The sequence below is a fragment of the Vagococcus lutrae genome (assembly GCF_023299185.1).
In the GTDB taxonomy this organism is placed as follows: domain Bacteria; phylum Bacillota; class Bacilli; order Lactobacillales; family Vagococcaceae; genus Vagococcus_A; species Vagococcus_A lutrae.
The window spans coordinates 136,298-152,361 of record NZ_CP097017.1; the positions used below are offsets into that span (position 1 = coordinate 136,298).

The 16,064-nt window shown below is 37.3% G+C and carries 16 protein-coding genes; 13 read left to right on the plus strand and 3 right to left on the minus strand.

Going from position 1 to position 16,064, the window contains the following annotated elements; genetic code table 11:
* Nucleotides 1-10: 10 nt before the first annotated feature.
* The 8 genes from cbpB (at nt 11) to M2919_RS00730 (ending at nt 7,388) form a co-directional block, all read left to right on the plus strand.
* Complete coding sequence (gene cbpB, locus M2919_RS00695; protein WP_248848901.1) at nt 11-469, plus strand: cyclic-di-AMP-binding protein CbpB; 459 nt, start codon at nt 11-13, stop codon at nt 467-469.
* A 71-nt stretch (nt 470-540) separates the two neighbouring features.
* Nucleotides 541-1,674, plus strand: a complete 1,134-nt coding sequence (locus tag M2919_RS00700) for an N-acetyldiaminopimelate deacetylase (protein WP_248848902.1) — start codon at nt 541-543, stop codon at nt 1,672-1,674.
* A gap of 166 nt (nt 1,675-1,840) precedes the next feature.
* A complete protein-coding gene (locus tag M2919_RS00705) occupies nt 1,841-3,355 on the plus strand; it encodes an ABC transporter substrate-binding protein (protein WP_248849453.1) in 1,515 nt (504 codons plus the stop codon).
* Between the two features lie 69 nt (nt 3,356-3,424).
* Nucleotides 3,425-4,384 carry an ABC transporter permease gene (locus M2919_RS00710; RefSeq protein WP_248848904.1) on the plus strand — a complete coding sequence of 320 codons (960 nt, stop codon included), beginning with the start codon at nt 3,425-3,427 and terminating at the stop codon, nt 4,382-4,384.
* Nucleotides 4,384-5,214 (plus strand): ABC transporter permease, encoded by an 831-nt coding sequence (locus M2919_RS00715; RefSeq protein ID WP_248848905.1) that lies wholly within the window; start codon nt 4,384-4,386, stop codon nt 5,212-5,214. Before M2919_RS00710 ends, M2919_RS00715 begins: the two co-directional genes overlap by 1 nt.
* Before the next feature lie 2 nt (nt 5,215-5,216).
* Nucleotides 5,217-6,110: an ABC transporter ATP-binding protein gene (locus tag M2919_RS00720; protein ID WP_420857189.1), complete on the plus strand. Its 894-nt coding sequence runs from the start codon at nt 5,217-5,219 to the stop codon at nt 6,108-6,110.
* Between the two features lie 2 nt (nt 6,111-6,112).
* Nucleotides 6,113-7,000, plus strand: coding sequence for an ATP-binding cassette domain-containing protein (locus M2919_RS00725; protein WP_248848907.1), 888 nt, complete (start codon nt 6,113-6,115; stop codon nt 6,998-7,000).
* A gap of 1 nt (nt 7,001) precedes the next feature.
* Entirely contained in the window at nt 7,002-7,388 is a 387-nt protein-coding gene (locus M2919_RS00730) for an OsmC family protein (protein WP_126761477.1), read from the plus strand.
* Between the two features lie 205 nt (nt 7,389-7,593).
* Here the strand turns inward: M2919_RS00730 and M2919_RS00735 are convergent, their stop codons facing one another.
* Nucleotides 7,594-8,487: a LysR family transcriptional regulator gene (locus M2919_RS00735; RefSeq protein WP_222318187.1), complete on the minus strand. Its 894-nt coding sequence runs from the start codon at nt 8,485-8,487 to the stop codon at nt 7,594-7,596.
* A 129-nt stretch (nt 8,488-8,616) separates the two neighbouring features.
* Here M2919_RS00735 and M2919_RS00740 point away from each other — a divergent pair, with 129 nt between their 5' ends.
* From M2919_RS00740 to M2919_RS00760, 5 genes are read left to right on the plus strand one after another with little or no spacing between them, the layout of a single operon-like run.
* A complete protein-coding gene (locus M2919_RS00740; protein WP_248848908.1) occupies nt 8,617-9,528 on the plus strand; it encodes an ACP S-malonyltransferase in 912 nt (303 codons plus the stop codon).
* Between the two features lies 1 nt (nt 9,529).
* Nucleotides 9,530-11,173, plus strand: a complete 1,644-nt coding sequence (gene mdcA / locus M2919_RS00745; protein ID WP_248848909.1) for a malonate decarboxylase subunit alpha — start codon at nt 9,530-9,532, stop codon at nt 11,171-11,173.
* A gap of 15 nt (nt 11,174-11,188) precedes the next feature.
* Complete coding sequence (locus M2919_RS00750) at nt 11,189-11,491, plus strand: malonate decarboxylase subunit delta (protein WP_126761485.1); 303 nt, start codon at nt 11,189-11,191, stop codon at nt 11,489-11,491.
* Nucleotides 11,481-13,154, plus strand: a complete 1,674-nt coding sequence (gene mdcD / locus M2919_RS00755; RefSeq protein WP_248849455.1) for a biotin-independent malonate decarboxylase subunit beta — start codon at nt 11,481-11,483, stop codon at nt 13,152-13,154. The genes M2919_RS00750 and mdcD overlap by 11 nt, the downstream gene beginning before the upstream one ends.
* Nucleotides 13,148-13,768 carry a malonate decarboxylase holo-ACP synthase gene (locus M2919_RS00760; protein ID WP_248848911.1) on the plus strand — a complete coding sequence of 207 codons (621 nt, stop codon included), beginning with the start codon at nt 13,148-13,150 and terminating at the stop codon, nt 13,766-13,768. The genes mdcD and M2919_RS00760 overlap by 7 nt, the downstream gene beginning before the upstream one ends.
* 30 nt (nt 13,769-13,798) lie before the next feature.
* Here M2919_RS00760 and citG read toward each other — a convergent pair whose 3' ends face one another.
* Together citG and M2919_RS00770 are read right to left on the minus strand one after the other, a co-directional pair.
* The gene (citG, locus tag M2919_RS00765) at nt 13,799-14,713 is read right to left on the minus strand and encodes a triphosphoribosyl-dephospho-CoA synthase CitG (RefSeq protein ID WP_248848913.1); all 915 of its coding nucleotides are present in this window, start codon (nt 14,711-14,713) and stop codon (nt 13,799-13,801) included.
* A 56-nt stretch (nt 14,714-14,769) separates the two neighbouring features.
* Nucleotides 14,770-16,050 (minus strand): purine/pyrimidine permease, encoded by a 1,281-nt coding sequence (locus M2919_RS00770; RefSeq protein ID WP_126761491.1) that lies wholly within the window; start codon nt 16,048-16,050, stop codon nt 14,770-14,772.
* Between the last annotated feature and the right edge of the window lie 14 nt (nt 16,051-16,064).

The window sequence follows — 16,064 nt, forward strand, 5'->3', positions numbered from 1 at the left end:
GAAGCATAGTATGATTGCTCAAGAAATACAAGAACATTTGCTAGAAAATCAAGCACATTTTTTAATCCCAGCTGATAAAGTCGCGCACGTTATGGATCAAAATCCTTTGAGTCATGCGCTATTAGTTTTATCAAAAGTAAAATATTCCCGTATTCCTGTTTTAGATAAGGAAGATCGTTTGGTCGGTCTAATCGGATTAAGCGATGTTGTCGATGAGATGTTAGCTTTAACTGAAATTAGTACGGATGGATTGGATCACAAGTGTGTTCGCGATGTGATGGACACCGATGTGTTTTCTGTTACAAATCCAGAAGATATCGAATATTTATTACATGCTTCGGTTGACCATTCCTTTATCCCGGTTACCGATGAAGCTCAGCACTTTTTAGGAATTATTACTCGCCGCACTATTTTAAAAGCAGTTAATCATCTTTTACATACGTGTGAGACAGTATCTAAAACGGTGTAATCATATAAATAATAGAGAGCGAAGACTAGAAGAAGCTATTTCTAGTCTTTTTCTAAAGGAGGGAATATAAAGTGATAACTGAAAAAGAGTTGAATTCGATTAGAAGAGCGTTACATAAAATCCCTGAAATCGGCTTAAAGGAATACAAAACGCATGAATATTTAATGACGTTTATTCGTCATTTACCTACTGAACATTTAGAAATACGCGTGGATGAAACCGCGATATTAGTTAAAGTAAAAGGGACAATCGGGAAACATACTGTTGCTTGGCGAACAGATATTGATGGCTTACCTATATTAGAACAAACAGATGTTGAGTTTTCATCAGAATACGCTGGATATATGCATGCTTGCGGTCATGACGTACATATGACATTGGCATTAGGGTTACTACACTACCTGAGCCATCATCCTATTGAACATGATGTTGTCTTTTTCTTTCAACCAGCGGAAGAAAATGAAGCAGGAGCTAAACGTTATTTAGAACGAGAGATTTTTAAGGGATGGGAACCGGATGAAATCTATGCCTTGCATGTTAATCCTTCTTTACCAATAGGCATGATTAGTACGCGTGTGGGGAGTTTTGCTGCTGGAGATTGTGAATTTCGGATTTGTTTAAAAGGGAAATCGGGACACGGTGCGTCACCACACTTAGCAAACGATATGATTGTAGCCAGTGCATCGTTGATTCAGCAAGTCCAGTCGATTGTCAGTCGCAATGTCAATCCGCTTGAAGAAGCCGTCATTACGATTGGTTCGATTCATGGCGGAGAAGCAACGAATGTCATTGCAGACGAAGTCACACTAAGAGGCTCTATTAGAACGTTAACGCCCGAATTAAATCTTTTAACACAAAACCGTTTGAAGACGTTAGTTAAAGGTATAGGAATAAGTTATGATTGTGACGCAACGATTGAGCTTGACCAAAAAGGATACGTTCCCGTGATAAATGATAAAAAAACGACTAATCGTCTCATTGAGGCAGCTAAAAACAGTCAATTTGTTCAATTTGAAGAATGTTCACCAGCGTTAATTGCTGAAGATTTTGGTTATTTATTAGCCCATTTTCCAGGAACAATATTTTGGATGGGTGCCGAGTGCGAATATCCCTTACATCATGAAAAAATGCTAGTAAATGAAGCGTGTTTAATGCCCACACTAGATTTTTTAATTGAATATTTTACCACTAAACTTACTTTTTGATTTATCTTTCAAAAGGTAAGTTTATTTATTTGACCTAAATATAACGTTTCGTTATACTTGTATTACATTTTGTTATAAATGAACAAAAGATACAGGAGGAGTTCAATTGAAGAAAATAGTTAATAAGTTTGTTTTGATAGGGGCGTTGATAGTGCTGGCCGGAGGAATGGCAGCATGTGGTAAAAAAACGAACACAACATCGTCATCATCGACGTCATCTCAATCAGACGTTTTCACATATGCTATTAGCGGAGACCCCAGTTCACTTAATCCAATTAATGTAAGTGACCGTTGGGGGTTAACCGTGACGAATATGGTCTTTTCGCCGCTTGTTAGAATTGAAGGGGACGGTACACAGAAGTTTGAGTTAGCAGAAAGTCTAGAAGCGTCAGAAGACGGTAAATCTTTGCTAGCACGTTTACGCCAAGATGTTAAATGGTCGGATGGCGAACCGTTTACAGCCGATGATGTGGTTTTTACGTATACTGAAAAAGCGAAACGTGAGAATGGTGGAGCAGACGGGCTTTGGGTTGATGACCAACCGATTAAAGTAGTAAAAGTTAACGATTATGAAGTTCGTTTTGAATTACCAACGGTGAGTGCGGCAGCTTTAAATAACATAGCGACTGAAGTTTATATCATCCCGCAACATGTGTATCAAGATATACCGGATTTTTCGGTTACTGATTTAGGTCAGGATTTAGTGGGTACTGGACCGTACAGACTTGTTAAAAATAAACGGGGTGAGTACTTACAATTTGAGGCGAACGAACACTATTTCCGTGAACCTGCTAACATTAAAAATGTTACGCTACGTATCTTAACGAGTAGCGATACAACCAAAGTGGCCTTACAAAAAGGTGAAGTAGATGCTTCGTTTGTTTTACCTAACGATGTAAAGGAAATTGAGAAGAGTGGTTTGAAGCCTTACGTTTATAGTGAAAACCGTGTTGGATATCTAGGACTTAATACTCATTCACAAAAGTTGGCACAAAAAGAGGTTCGTCAAGCGATATTCTATGCTTTAAATCGTGAGGAGATGAATCTGGCCAGTTATTTATCAAAAGACTATTTTGATAATGCTGTTTCTATATTGCCACCACAAAATCCTTTTGTGACGGATAAAGTCAATGATTATTCGCAAGATGAAGCCAAAAGCAAAGCTTTGTTAAAACAAGCGAATATCAATAATTTACGTATTAATTTAGGGTTTAGTTCAGATGATCCTGCTCAGTCGTTGCAAGCCGCTTTAATTCAACAACAATTGCAAAAAGTCGGTATTCAAGTAGAGCTTAAAGGAGGAGACGGTTCGGCAATATTTACTGAATTGAAGAAACCTGGAAGTGAAGCATACGATATGTTTTTAGGAGGCTATATTATGGGGAATGACCCTGATTTGTATTCTACGTTATATGCATCGTATGGCTCAGCAAATTATTTCCAATATCATTCAGACGAGACAGACCAGTTATTTCATGAAGGTGCTGTTGCTTTAGATCAAGAGAAAAGACAATCTGTTTACGAGGCTTTACAAGTCAAAATTATGGACGATGCGATTGTGTATCCCATTGTAGATAGTAAAAAAGTCTTAATGGTTAATCCACGCATTGAACATGTGGAAGAAGCTGGCTTAGTGCCAATCTATACGTTTGAAGATGTGTCAAAATTAAGTTTTAAATAACGAACGAGAATAACAGAAGTGTTCTCACTTCTGTTATTTTTTTATTGATAAGAAAGGAGCTGCCAAGAGATGTTACGTTATATTTTTAAGCGTGTTTTACAATTAATACCATTACTTCTGATTATTTCTTTTATTGTATTTAGCTTGATTTATATTGCGCCATTTGATGCAGTAGATGCGATAACAACGCCCAATATGTCACAAGAAACAATCGAAATTTTAAAAGCGAAGCATGGATTAAATGAACCGTTCTTAACACAATACGTTTACTGGTTACGTCAGATTTTATCTGGTGATTTTGGACAATCGCTCGTTACTCAGACAAGTATTAGTGAAGAACTTTTAACACGTTTGCCTAATACTATTCGTTTAATTTTACCAGCCTATTTGACGGCTTTAGGACTCGCGATTGTTTTAGGTCTTGTTGCGGGTGCGAATCATCATCGTACGGTAGACCGTTTGATTGATACAATCTGTTCAATCGGCATCGCGACGCCCACTTTTTGGTTCGCGATGTTGATGATTTATTTGGTGGGTTATCGCTTAAATTGGCTCCCTATTATAGGAATGCATACAATTGGTAAAGAAGGTCAACTTTTTGATTACCTTCAACATTTTATCTTACCGTATTTCGTTTTAGTTGTTGCTTTTTTTCCAGAATTAACACGGTATGTTCGTTCTTCGACTTTACAACAGCTGTCGAAAGATTACGTGATGGTTCAAAAGTCTTTTGGAGCGAATAAGAAATCTATTTTTATGCATCATATTAGTCGAAATGTTTTGATACCGATTGTGACACAAATTGGATTGGCTCTCCCAATGCTCGTGACGGGAGCGATTATTACAGAGAGTATTTTTGGTTGGCCGGGAGTAGGTCCTTATCTGATGAGTGCGACGAAAAGTCTAGATTACCCAGTGATTATGGCGGTCATGTTATTGTCAGCAACGCTTGTGATTTTGGGGAATTTATTATCCGATATCTTGTATCGACTTGTCGACCCACGAATTAAACAAGGGGGGGAAGTTTAATGAATTGGTCACAACGTTTTCGTTTAAATTTAAGAAAATATCCTAGTTATGGCATCGCCTTATTGTTTTTGTTTGTCATCTTCATGTTAGCTTTATTAATCCCTTTTGTTCCCATTGACCCAAACGCAACGGACGTATCAAATATTTCAGCATTGCCCAGTCGTGCTCATTGGTTTGGTACCGATGAGTTAGGACGCGACTATTTGATACGTGTGATTTATGGTAGCCGTATATCTTTATTGGTTGGTGTTTTAGCGATGTTTACCTCAACGATTATTGGCACGGGTATTGGTCTTCTTTCTGGCTACTATGGTGGTAGAGTGGATAGTTTTTTAATGCGTATGGTTGACATTCTATCATCGATTCCGTGGCTCGTTTTAGTTATTGTGTTAAGCGTGTTTCTTCAGCCAGGTTTAAGAACCATCATCATTGTAATCGGTGGGTTTTCATGGATGAATATTGCGCGATTAGTCAGAGGTGAAACGCTGTCTGCTAAAGAACGTGATTATGTCCTTTATGCTCAGTTTATTGGTGAAAAAAACAGCAAAATCATCTACCGACATATTTTTCCTTTAGTCTTACCTACTTTAATTGTTGCGGCGACAACAAGTATTTCTGGAGCGATTATGACTGAATCAGCCTTAAGTTTTTTAGGCATAGGCATCCAACCACCTATTGCGAGTTGGGGGAGTCTCCTTCAAAATGCGCAAAGTAGCTTGCAACGTGCGCCTCATATGGCATTATTACCTGGTTTATTTGTGATGATGACAGTCTATTCTTTTAATAAACTAGGAGATTTAATTAGAGCAAGTATGGTAAAGGAGGGATAGAAGTGGAAAATATATTAGAAGTTCGAGATTTAAATGTGACCATTCAACATCCTTTGACTAAAGAGAATGCTCGGATATTAAAAAATCTCTCTCTGAATGTAACAAAAGGAAAGATAACAGGGGTAGTTGGAGAATCCGGGAGTGGCAAAAGCATGTTGATGAAATCAATCAAAGGTTTATTACCAGATACAGCTACGCGTTCATACCAGTCTTTCATTTATCAAAATCAGGATGTTAAACTTTCAGGTCATAATTCGCTATCCATAACTATGATTTTTCAAGATCCAATGACCTCGTTAAATCCACTTCGGACGATTGGCTATCATTTGTTAGAAGTGATTCGGCGTTTTCATACTAAACTATCTAAACAGGAACAGTTTGAAAAAGCAGTAGAAGAATTAGAAAAAGTGGGAATTAGTCAACCAACGTTGAGAATGAAACAATATCCTCATGAATTATCAGGAGGGATGCGTCAGCGCGTATTAATCGCCATGGCTTTCTTAACGAATGCGGATCTTTTAATTGCAGATGAACCAACAACCGCACTGGATGTCACGATTCAAGCGCAAATATTAGCCCTCATCAAAGAAAGACAGCTAAAAGAAGGACTGACAGTTTTATTTGTCACACATGACTTTGGTGTAGTGGCATCGATTTGTGAAGAAGTTAAAGTGATGTATCAGGGACGCATTGTTGAAGAAGGAACGGTTGAGGATATTTTTTATCAAGCGCGACATCCTTATACTAAAGGACTATTGCGAGCCATTCCAAGTACTCCTGGGGTACCTTTATATTCTATGGCAAAAGATAGGCAGTCTTTTGAGAATAGTGAGGACGCTTCAATGAAAAAAATAAATGACCGTCACTATGTTTTAACGGAAGAGGTGACACATTAATTATGACAGAGACGTTGATAGAGGTAGCACAAGTAAGTAAGAGTTATACAGCTAAAGAGAAATGGCTGTCACGTAATCAAACGCCAACTTTCGCTGTTCGAGATGTTTCGTTAAAGATCAAACAGGGAGAAACATTAGGATTAGTAGGAGAATCAGGAAGTGGAAAAACGACATTAGGAAAATTGATTTTACAAATGATTCCCCCAACAGAGGGACTTATCAACTATCGTGATGTCGATATTAGAAAACTTAGTAAAAAAGAAAAACAAGGATTGTATCAAAAGATGCAAATCATCTTTCAAGATCCGTACTCGTCATTGAATCCGCAACGTACGGCTTTGCAAAGTGTGATGGAACCTTTAGAAGTTGCCAATCACGCTGAAGCAGAAAAACAAGCAACGTTAATGTTAGAGCGTGTCGGAATAAAAGGGAAAGACATTCATAAGTATCCAGCCGAGTTTAGTGGGGGGCAACGTCAAAGAATTGGGATAGCACGAGCGATTGCCGTTCATCCAGAATTTATCGTATGTGATGAAGCTATTTCTGCTTTAGATGTGTCCATTCAAGCTCAGATTATTTCACTCTTAATGGCGTTACAAGAAGAATACGGTTTGACTTATTTGTTTATTTCACATGACTTAGCTATGGTAAGATATATATCAACACGGATTGCTGTTATGTTTCAAGGTAAGTTAGTGGAGATTGGTCCAACGGAGTCGTTATTTAACGACCCACAACATCCCTATACTAAGAATTTGTTGTCTGCGATTCCAATCGCTGACCCTAAATTAAAAAAAGATTTTTCTCAAGTTGAAAATGTAGCACGACCGAGTGATAATGGTTATTGGAAACAGATAGGTGAGGAACATTTCGTATGGAAGGAGCAATAAGATGAGAGAGATTAAATTAGTTCAAGGAAAAGAGGGAATTGAATTACCCTACGAAACTGGAAATTGGGTGTTATTAAAAGAGCAGGGATATTCACCGGTAGAAATGTTAGTCGCTTCAGTTGCTGCGTGTGGTGCTTATGTTTTACAATCCATTTTATCTAAGTCTCATATAGCATTTGAGTTTTCTGAAGTAACAGCTAGTTATACACGCTCAAGCGAACAGAAAAGCCAACCTTTATCTTCCATTGAGATTGTCTTTGAGCTATCTGTTGCGAAAGAGCACGAGCCACGTGTAGAACGTCTTTTAGCATTAGTAAATGAGTACTGTCCAGTGATTCAATCGTTATCTGAAGATATTGTAATCAAAAAACAAATACGGTTTAAATAAAATCTTAGGACTGTATACAGTGAGTGTGGTAACGTCGAAAAGTGGGAGTATATTTAATGAAAGATGAAGCCACTCGATTTGAAATATTAAAGAGAAATATCTAAATATTTAGGTAGTATATGAAATTGTTAAAAAGACAGTCTTTTTATAAAGACTGTCTTTTTTTTAGTATATAAGAAGTATTGGTATTTCTTCACGGTATATTTTATTGACATGTATAAGGTAATTTAATATGAGCATGCGCTTCTTTTTCTTTAAAAAAGCGAGTAACATCCATCACGATTTTATCATGAAAGGGTTTCTTTTTAGTGGTGTTGTGCCAACATAAGTAAACAGTACGGGTCATAGAGCCTTCAGATAATGGTTTTAAAATAATTGAATCAGTGACTAGTTCGTGCCATGAAACAACGGGGACAAATGTAATACCAATGTGAGAAGTAATAAGGCCTCTTAAAGTTGCAGGGTCGTCACATTCATATGCGATATCTAGTTTAACATTGAGCTGTTTCATATAACTATCTAGTGTTTGGCGAAGAGCATTGTGTTTTGTTAAACCAATCACTGTTTGTTGCTTGATATCTTTAATCGAGATAGATTCTTGAGCGGCTAACGGATGATCTTTTGGAACAGCTAACATTAATGGCTCCTCAAATAAGGGGATAAAGTTATCCTCTTGGTTTAACTCAGATGTTATTAAATAATCATAGGCAGGTTCGTGCTGACGATGTTGGCTAATAGAGAAAAAGAGAGAGGGATCGTGTTGATGAAAAGACTGGATAAATTCTGGTATCCACATTGAACAAACACTTAGGTGTATTGCAATACTATTTTGTAAATGAAATTTCATTTGCTCAACTTCTGAGATACCTGATTTCAATTGATTGAGGGATTCTTCGACATAAGGCAAGAAACGTTTACCGTATGGGCTGAGTTTGATTCTTCTACCGTCTTTGATGAACAAAGGGGCACCAAGTTCATCTTCTAATTGTGAAATTTGTTTACTTAAGGCAGGTTGAGAGATAAAAAGTTCGTTGGCAGCAAGTGTTATATTTTCTAATTGAGCTGCTTTAATAAAATATTCAAGTTGAATTAAACGCATAAAAGGCCTCCATTCATATAGTTTTGGTTATGGATAGGGCAATAAAATTTATTAGATTTTTCTCGTTCAGTATACTACTATAAATGAAAGAGAGGTTTTTTTCAAGTACATAAAAGGGAGGAAATAGCTATGAAGTGTTTCATGATGTTTCCAGGACAAGGCTCTCAGTTTGAAGGCATGTTATCAGAAGTATCTGCTGAAGATAAACAATTAGTAGAAAGATTAACAGGTGTTCATATGACGGATACAAACGAACAATATCGGTCTACGATTGGTATCCAACTAGGCTTGTTATTAAAACAAGTCTCTGAGGCGCGAAAGATTTTAGCGGAAGGATTTACTCCTAGCAATGTTGCTGGACACTCGATTGGGTCTTTCTCAGCCGCTGTCATAGCGGGCAGTTTATCATTTGAAGATGCGATTAAACTGGTACACTTAAGAAGCCGATTGATGGCGGAAGCTTATCCTGATAGTTATGGGATGGCAGCAGTCGTTGGTTTATTAAAAAATGAGCTGGTACCCATTGTGGAAGCAGCGACGACATCAGAAGAACCCGTCTACTTGTCAAATGAAAATGCCCCTCAACAATTTACGATATCAGGACATATTAACGCACTCAATCGTGTTATCAAATCAGCTTCACAGTCGGGTGCTAGCAAAGCGATTTTATTAGCCGTTCCGACTCCGTCACATTGTCCTTTGATGTCAGGCGTTCGGGATGCACTGGCTTTAGCATTAGAGCAAGTGACAATAAAGGACCCTAACTGTCTTTACTTCATGAATCATACGGGATTAGGGACTAATCTAGCGAAAGACGTTAAAAAAGATTTAATCGAAGGAGTCGCTTCACCTGTGAAGTGGGATATCATGAGTAAGATTGCTTTAGAAAATCGTATGGATTTAGCTGTGGACATTGGCCCGGGTGAAACATTAACTAAGCTCATTCAAGCTCAAGATGATTCGCTAAAAGTCATTAACGTATCGAAATTGGGAGTGGACGATGCTTTATATGTATTAAATAAAGAAAGGAAGAAGTATTAAAATGGAGAAAGTAAAAAGTTGGACAAAAAATCGAGATGCCAAGCAACAAAAAATGAATCAAGTTCAACATTTAATGGACGGAAAATTTATTGATTCTAAGAATATAATATCAGTGTTAGAAACATTGATTACATCAGGCGATAAAGTGGTACTAGAAGGAGATAATCAAAAACAAGCAAGTTTTCTTTCTCAAAATTTAGTCAAAGTGTCTCCAGAAAAAGTGAACCGACTTCATATGATTATGTCAAGTATTTCTAGACCAGAGCATTTAGATTTGTTTGATCAAAAAATAGCAGAAAAAATTGACTTTTCTTATGCTGGTGCTCAAAGCGTCCGCGTTTCACAAATGTTAGAAGCTGGCACACTAAAAATTGGAGATATCCATACTTATTTAGAGTTATATGGTCGACTCTTTGTCGATTTAATTCCAAATGTTGCGTTAGTTGCAGCTGATAAAGCGGATGAACAAGGAAATTTATATACAGGATTTAATACAGAAGAAACACCTACTATCGTTGAAGCAACAGCATTTAAAGATGGTATTGTTATCGTTCAAGTCAATGAAGTGGTTAAAGAATTGCCAAGAGTCGATATTCCAAGTTCTTGGGTGGATGTTGTGGTTAAAGCAGATACACCATATCAATTAGAAGCGTTATTTACTCGTGACCCTCAAGAAATTTCCGAGTTACATATATTGATGGCGATGATGGCTTTAAAAGGTATCTATCAAAAGCATGAAGTAAAATCGCTTAATCACGGTATTGGATTTAACACTGCTGCCATTGAGTTATTATTACCTACATATGGTGAAAAATTAGGACTTAAAGGAAAAATTGCCAAAAACTGGGTATTAAACCCACACCCAACGATGATTCCTGCTATTGAAAGTGGTTGGGTTGAGAGTATTCATAGCTTTGGTGGCGAAGTCGGAATGGAGAAATATATCGCAGCTCGTCCGGATATTTTCTTTGTGGGACAAGACGGTACGATGCGTAGTAATCGTGCATTATGTCAAGTAGCAGGACAATATGCGATTGATATGTTTATCGGTTCTACTTTACAGATTGATCAATTTGGAAATTCTTCTACCGTAACCGGCGGACGTTTATCAGGATTTGGTGGAGCTCCTAACATGGGACATAATCCAGGTGGTCGTCGTCACGCAACACCTGCTTGGAGTGCGCTGAAAAACCCTGAGAGCGAATTAGCTAGAGGTAAAAAACTTGTCGTGCAAATGGTTGAAACATATGGTGCGAATAAAAAACCAGTTTTTGTAAATGAATTAGATGCAGTCAGTGTGGCTAAAACATCGAAATTAGCTAATACGCCAGTAATGATTTACGGAGAAGACACTACACATATTGTGACGGAAGAAGGTATCGCTTACCTATATAAAACAACCAGTCCAAGTGAACGTCGCTTAGCACTTTCAGCCATTGCTGGGGTTTCAGATTTAGGTATGAAGAGTGACCGTCAAGAGTTGATGTCTCTACGTGAGCGAGGCATTGTCGCGTTACCAGAAGACTTAAATATTAAACGTACAGAAGCAAAACGTAGTTTATTAGCAGCACAATCAATTAATGATTTAGTTGAATGGTCTGGTGGTTTATATCAACCGCCTGCAAAATTCCGTTCATGGTCATAAGAAAGGGTGGAAAACATGGAAAAATTATCATTTACCTACAAAACTAAAGAACCAATTAAAAAAAGAAAACATGTTGGGGTAGTTGCTTCAGGTGATTTAGAAGTTCTCGTTAACCCAATCGATCATGATGAGACAACTGTTTCAGTTATCACCGGTAGTGATGGATTTGCTCCCGTTTGGGAAAATGTTTTGAATCGTTTCTTCGAACGTTATCCGATTCAAGCTGCAATTGAAATTAACGATTTTGGTGCGACACCTGGTGTGGTGTTTTTAAGACTTACACAGGCATTGGAGGGGATTTACGATGTTGAGAAATAGTTTTGTAGAATTACGAGCTAGAGAACGAGCGTTTCAATTACTAGATAAACATGAAGGAAAAGAAATTTTGGACCCATTTTATCGTGTGAAGTCACCTCATCTGGAACCACAAGGAATTGTCCCTTCATTTGATGATGGTGTGGTACTTGTTAGAGGTAAAATGCAAGATAAAGACGTCTTAATCGTAAGTATTGAGGGAAAATTCCAAGGAGGCGGTATCGGGGAAGTTGCCGGTGCCAAAATTGCGATGGCCTTAGAGATGGCTCTTGAAGAAAATAAAGAAGGTCATCCAGTGTATCCTGTAATTATTCTAGATACTGGTGGTGTTCGTCTGCAAGAAGCGAATTATGGCTTACTATCTATTTCTGAAATTGGAAATATGATTGTAGCGCTTAAAAAATATGTGCCTGTTATCGGACTTGTTCCTGGACTGGTAGGTTCATTCGGTGGTATGAGTATTACGTCTGCACTAATGTCATATTTGATTGCTACAAATAAGGCTCGTGTTGGTTTAAATGGACCAGAAGTGATTGAACAAGAAGCGGGTGTCAGAGAGTTTGATGCAAGTGATAAGGCGCTCACTTGGGATACAATTGGGGCAAGACAACGCGTGGCGACAGGTGTCATTGATGAATTAGTTAAAGATGATGTAGAAGTGATTCGTGAAGCCATCATTACGGCTATCGTAAATAAAAAAGATAGTAAACGTACAGAAAAAGCTAATCTCTTCTTAAACTACTTATCACAAATGGATGCTTCTGAAAAATTAACACCTGAAAAATATATAGCAGATTATGAGGCTAATAATGAGAAAGAGTTTAAAGTTAAAGAAGCTTATGAAGGGGATCAACGTTTAAATAATACTCGTGGATATAAATGGTTCGCTGGATTGACAGGAATGAAACAACCAACGTCAGATTTTCCAACAGTTTTATCTAAAACAGTTGAGATTAACAAGCGTCCTATGACTTTTGTCACTATTACAACAAATGATAACAATCGTTTCTACCGTGTGAGAAATGGCGAAGCAGGTCTAGTGGAAGGCTTTGTTGTATCAAAAGTGTTAGAACAAGTGATAGCAGAAGATAAAGATAAGAAAGAAAAACGACCAATCATTGCAATTATAGACGTACCAAGTCAAGCTTATGGTTATAATGAAGAGCTTATCGGTATCCACATGGCATTAGCATCAAGTGCTGAGTTTTATGCACGTGCCCGCCAAGCTGGACATCCTGTTGTCGGGTTAATTGTCGGAAATGCTATTTCAGGTGCTTTCTTAGCACATGGTTTACAATGCAACCGATTAATTGCTCTAAATGACGAGCAAATTAATGTTCAAGCAATGTCGAAAGAAAGTGCAGCACGTGTGACCAATAGAAACTTGGAAGAGGTTGAAGAAGCTACTAAGAAAATTCCAGCAATGGCTTATGACATTAAGAACTTTGAAAAACTTGGAGCACTTTTTGCTTTGGTTGATGGTATTGAAGCAGATCGCGTATCTGAAACAGATGTTGAAAAAATGCAAGATGTCATGTTAAAAGCGATTGCTAGTACCGAGAATGCACCAACAGATTTATCATTCCGCTATGAAACGGAACAAGCTAAATCATATGGCCGTGTTGCAACACGCCAAGTACGTGAAATGGTTAGAAAACAATGGTAAAAATAAACATTCAACCACATGACCTCGTTGTATTTGCAAGTACAGCGTTGGTCATCCATGAAGAAACACCAGATTGGGTCGCAGCTTTGTTAAACAAGCCGCGACTCACTGCTGTTTGTCGTCGAGCTTCTTTGCATGACGAATTATTGCCTATCGGTTTACGAGGGATAGATAGGAGACAACGATTTGCATGTTGGCTACCTGTTAAAGCAGTCGAGCAACATATTCAACCATTTGAGTTGTTAGACACACACTTTCAAAAGAATATTTGCAGTCATCATCAGCATTATTTTGTCGTGCAACACTATCAGGCTATTTATCCATTTCTATGCGAAAATCATATTGGAATAGGAGGAAGTTTAGGATTTGAATTAGCAACAGGTATTTGTACTGTTAAAGAAACAAGCGATTTAGATTTGATTTGGTATGCAGATGAACCGTTTAGTCAATCAGAAGCTAAAACGATGCTTACTAATTTAAGTTTTAAAAATGAAATCCCTGATTGCCAAGTGATAACTTCTAAAGGTGGTTTTTCATTGAAAGAATATGCTACATCCGAAACCTTTTTGATGAAGACGATACAAGGTCCGATATTGACAAAAGAAGGATGGTAAAAAAGCCGTGCAAATTATTGCGCGGCTTTTTTATATAAATGAATGGGTTAGACAGCTTTCCAAATCATCTAAAAAAATGACGAGAGCGAGCAGATCAGCTGAGCCACCAGGACTAAGAGAACGTTTTACACATGCTTCATTAAAAGATTCTATACGCTCAATTAAGATTGCTTCATCTATGATATCAGTATCTTCTAATAAACAAGTAGCGTAATGTTGAATCCATGTTAATCCGTCAAAGCCACCACGATGCAAAATATTGCTATCTTCCAACCGACTCATTAAAAATAATAATGTAAGTAAATTTTGATAAGTATCTGAATTATTAGGTATTGCTTGACGAAAGGGTAGCACTTCTTTAAAGAGAATATCGTAACCTGATAGAGCGACTCCTCGAATTCCACTAATACCATGCTCAATATAGAGTTTTTCTCCATTTGATAAAGCGGCACCTTTTCTTTTTTTCTCTATTATTTTTTTAAAATCATTTTGCATGTCTTCTTCAATCATTTCTTTTATATAGTTTGAAATGATATGCCAATCTTCTTGAGTTAAGGTTAAACAAACTAAGTATTTTTTTTGGCTTAAATAATAGGTAATAGCACTAATCATCAATCCAAATGAAAAAATAGCACCTTTATGTGTATTGATACCATTAGTCGCTGCTAGCATTTCGTTTTCGGCAGCTAAGCCTAATTTTCTAACTGATTTAAATAGTTTAGGTAAAGGCTCTTTTGATTGATAGGAGAGGATTGCTGTCTGATAAAAATAATCATACAAAGCATCTGCACTTTTTAAAAAGAGCGCATAATCCATATCGTCATGTGCGCCAGTATCATATTTATCAACTAAGCCAGGCTTAGGTGCTAGTGAGACTTCTTTTTTTAATGATGCCACAGCAATTTTGGCAATTCGTTTTGCTAATAAAGTTTGATGTTTAACCATGATAGACTCCTTATATGTAATGAAAAAAGGTAAGCTTAACGCTTACCTTTTTTAAATTAAGATGCAATAGGGTGTTTTTTCATTGCAATTTGTTCTAAAATTATCGCGATAATCGTTCCTACAATTAAACCATTACTAAAAATAGCTGTTAAAACTGCTGGAAAACCGTCAAAGGCAGTTTTAGGTAAGAACATAATACCAATACCTACAAACCAGCTAACAGCGATATTGAAGTTCGTTTTAACAGTAGCTGGTGCGTTTTTAATTTGATCCATAGCAATTGTAATCGTACCTAAACCAAAAGTAGGAACGAGTGCAGCATATCCAACAGCGGTTGGTAGAGCGGCGAAAAATGATGTGAGAACAGGGGATAGACTAATTAAAATAATAAGAATGTTACCTAATATAAAAGGCTTTTTATCTGTCCCTTTTGTTTGTTCAATGAATGAAGCAGAGCCAGAAATTGGCACAGGAGGGATACTACTGAAAACACCTGCTAACATGTGCATTAGACCTGCTACAAATGATGCTTGAGACAAACGATTTGTTGGTTGTTCTCCTAGTTTAACAAAGACTAATTCTACCGCTTTGATACTAGCAAGTAAATTAGTTAAAAGCAATAGGGTTAAGAATAATGTACTAATAATCATACTACCATCAAATATCGGCATGCCGAAAGGAAATAGTTTTGGTAAAGCAAAGATACTGTCGACTTTTGCAACAGAAGGTGCTAAATTAAAGAGCTTAAACAATGTCCAACCGACTAATACAGAAATAAGTGTTGCATACATTTTTAAAGAGGGAATCGACATACAAATAAATGCAATAGCGATTGTCACAAGAGATAAGATCACGACGCTTAGATTGATAGAAGGATGGTCGGCGGTAATGCCTGCTAAACTGGTTAAAAATGCTCCTGAGAGTTGAACAACAAGTAAAATCAAGTAAATACCAATAACAGTTGGGGTAAATAACGCTGAAATTTTATCAACCAGTTTGAAAACAACAAACAAAATAAAGATAATACCGCTTAAGATAAAACTAAAACTTAATACTTGTAGAGTTTTGGTCATAGAACCAAACATTAAAGGTCCAATACCAGCGTATAAAGTGTAAACACCCCACCAAACCCCCGCAGGTCCTTCTTGTATTGGTAAATGGTGTCCAGCAATCGCTTGTAAAATCCCTGCGATACCTAGTGTTAATAGTGTACGACTAACAAATTCCATTGCATCATGTTGATCGAGACCTAGCGTAGCGGCTACGGCAACAGGAATAACAATGCTTCCCATTAAAATAAAAATCATCCACTGAAATGAGGATAGTATTTTTTTCATTATTTACGACACTC

Coding starts and splice junctions, on each gene's coding strand:
- cbpB (WP_248848901.1), top strand. CDS start 11: ATGATTGCTCAAGAAATACAAGAACATTTGCTAGAAAATCAAGCACAT.
- M2919_RS00705 (WP_248849453.1), top strand. CDS start 1,841: ATGGCAGCATGTGGTAAAAAAACGAACACAACATCGTCATCATCGACG.
- M2919_RS00710 (WP_248848904.1), top strand. CDS start 3,425: ATGTTACGTTATATTTTTAAGCGTGTTTTACAATTAATACCATTACTT.
- M2919_RS00715 (WP_248848905.1), top strand. CDS start 4,384: ATGAATTGGTCACAACGTTTTCGTTTAAATTTAAGAAAATATCCTAGT.
- M2919_RS00725 (WP_248848907.1), top strand. CDS start 6,113: ATGACAGAGACGTTGATAGAGGTAGCACAAGTAAGTAAGAGTTATACA.
- M2919_RS00730 (WP_126761477.1), top strand. CDS start 7,002: ATGAGAGAGATTAAATTAGTTCAAGGAAAAGAGGGAATTGAATTACCC.
- M2919_RS00735 (WP_222318187.1), bottom strand. CDS start 8,487: ATGCGTTTAATTCAACTTGAATATTTTATTAAAGCAGCTCAATTAGAA.
- M2919_RS00740 (WP_248848908.1), top strand. CDS start 8,617: ATGAAGTGTTTCATGATGTTTCCAGGACAAGGCTCTCAGTTTGAAGGC.
- mdcA (WP_248848909.1), top strand. CDS start 9,530: ATGGAGAAAGTAAAAAGTTGGACAAAAAATCGAGATGCCAAGCAACAA.
- M2919_RS00750 (WP_126761485.1), top strand. CDS start 11,189: ATGGAAAAATTATCATTTACCTACAAAACTAAAGAACCAATTAAAAAA.
- M2919_RS00760 (WP_248848911.1), top strand. CDS start 13,148: ATGGTAAAAATAAACATTCAACCACATGACCTCGTTGTATTTGCAAGT.
- citG (WP_248848913.1), bottom strand. CDS start 14,713: ATGGTTAAACATCAAACTTTATTAGCAAAACGAATTGCCAAAATTGCT.
- M2919_RS00770 (WP_126761491.1), bottom strand. CDS start 16,050: ATGAAAAAAATACTATCCTCATTTCAGTGGATGATTTTTATTTTAATG.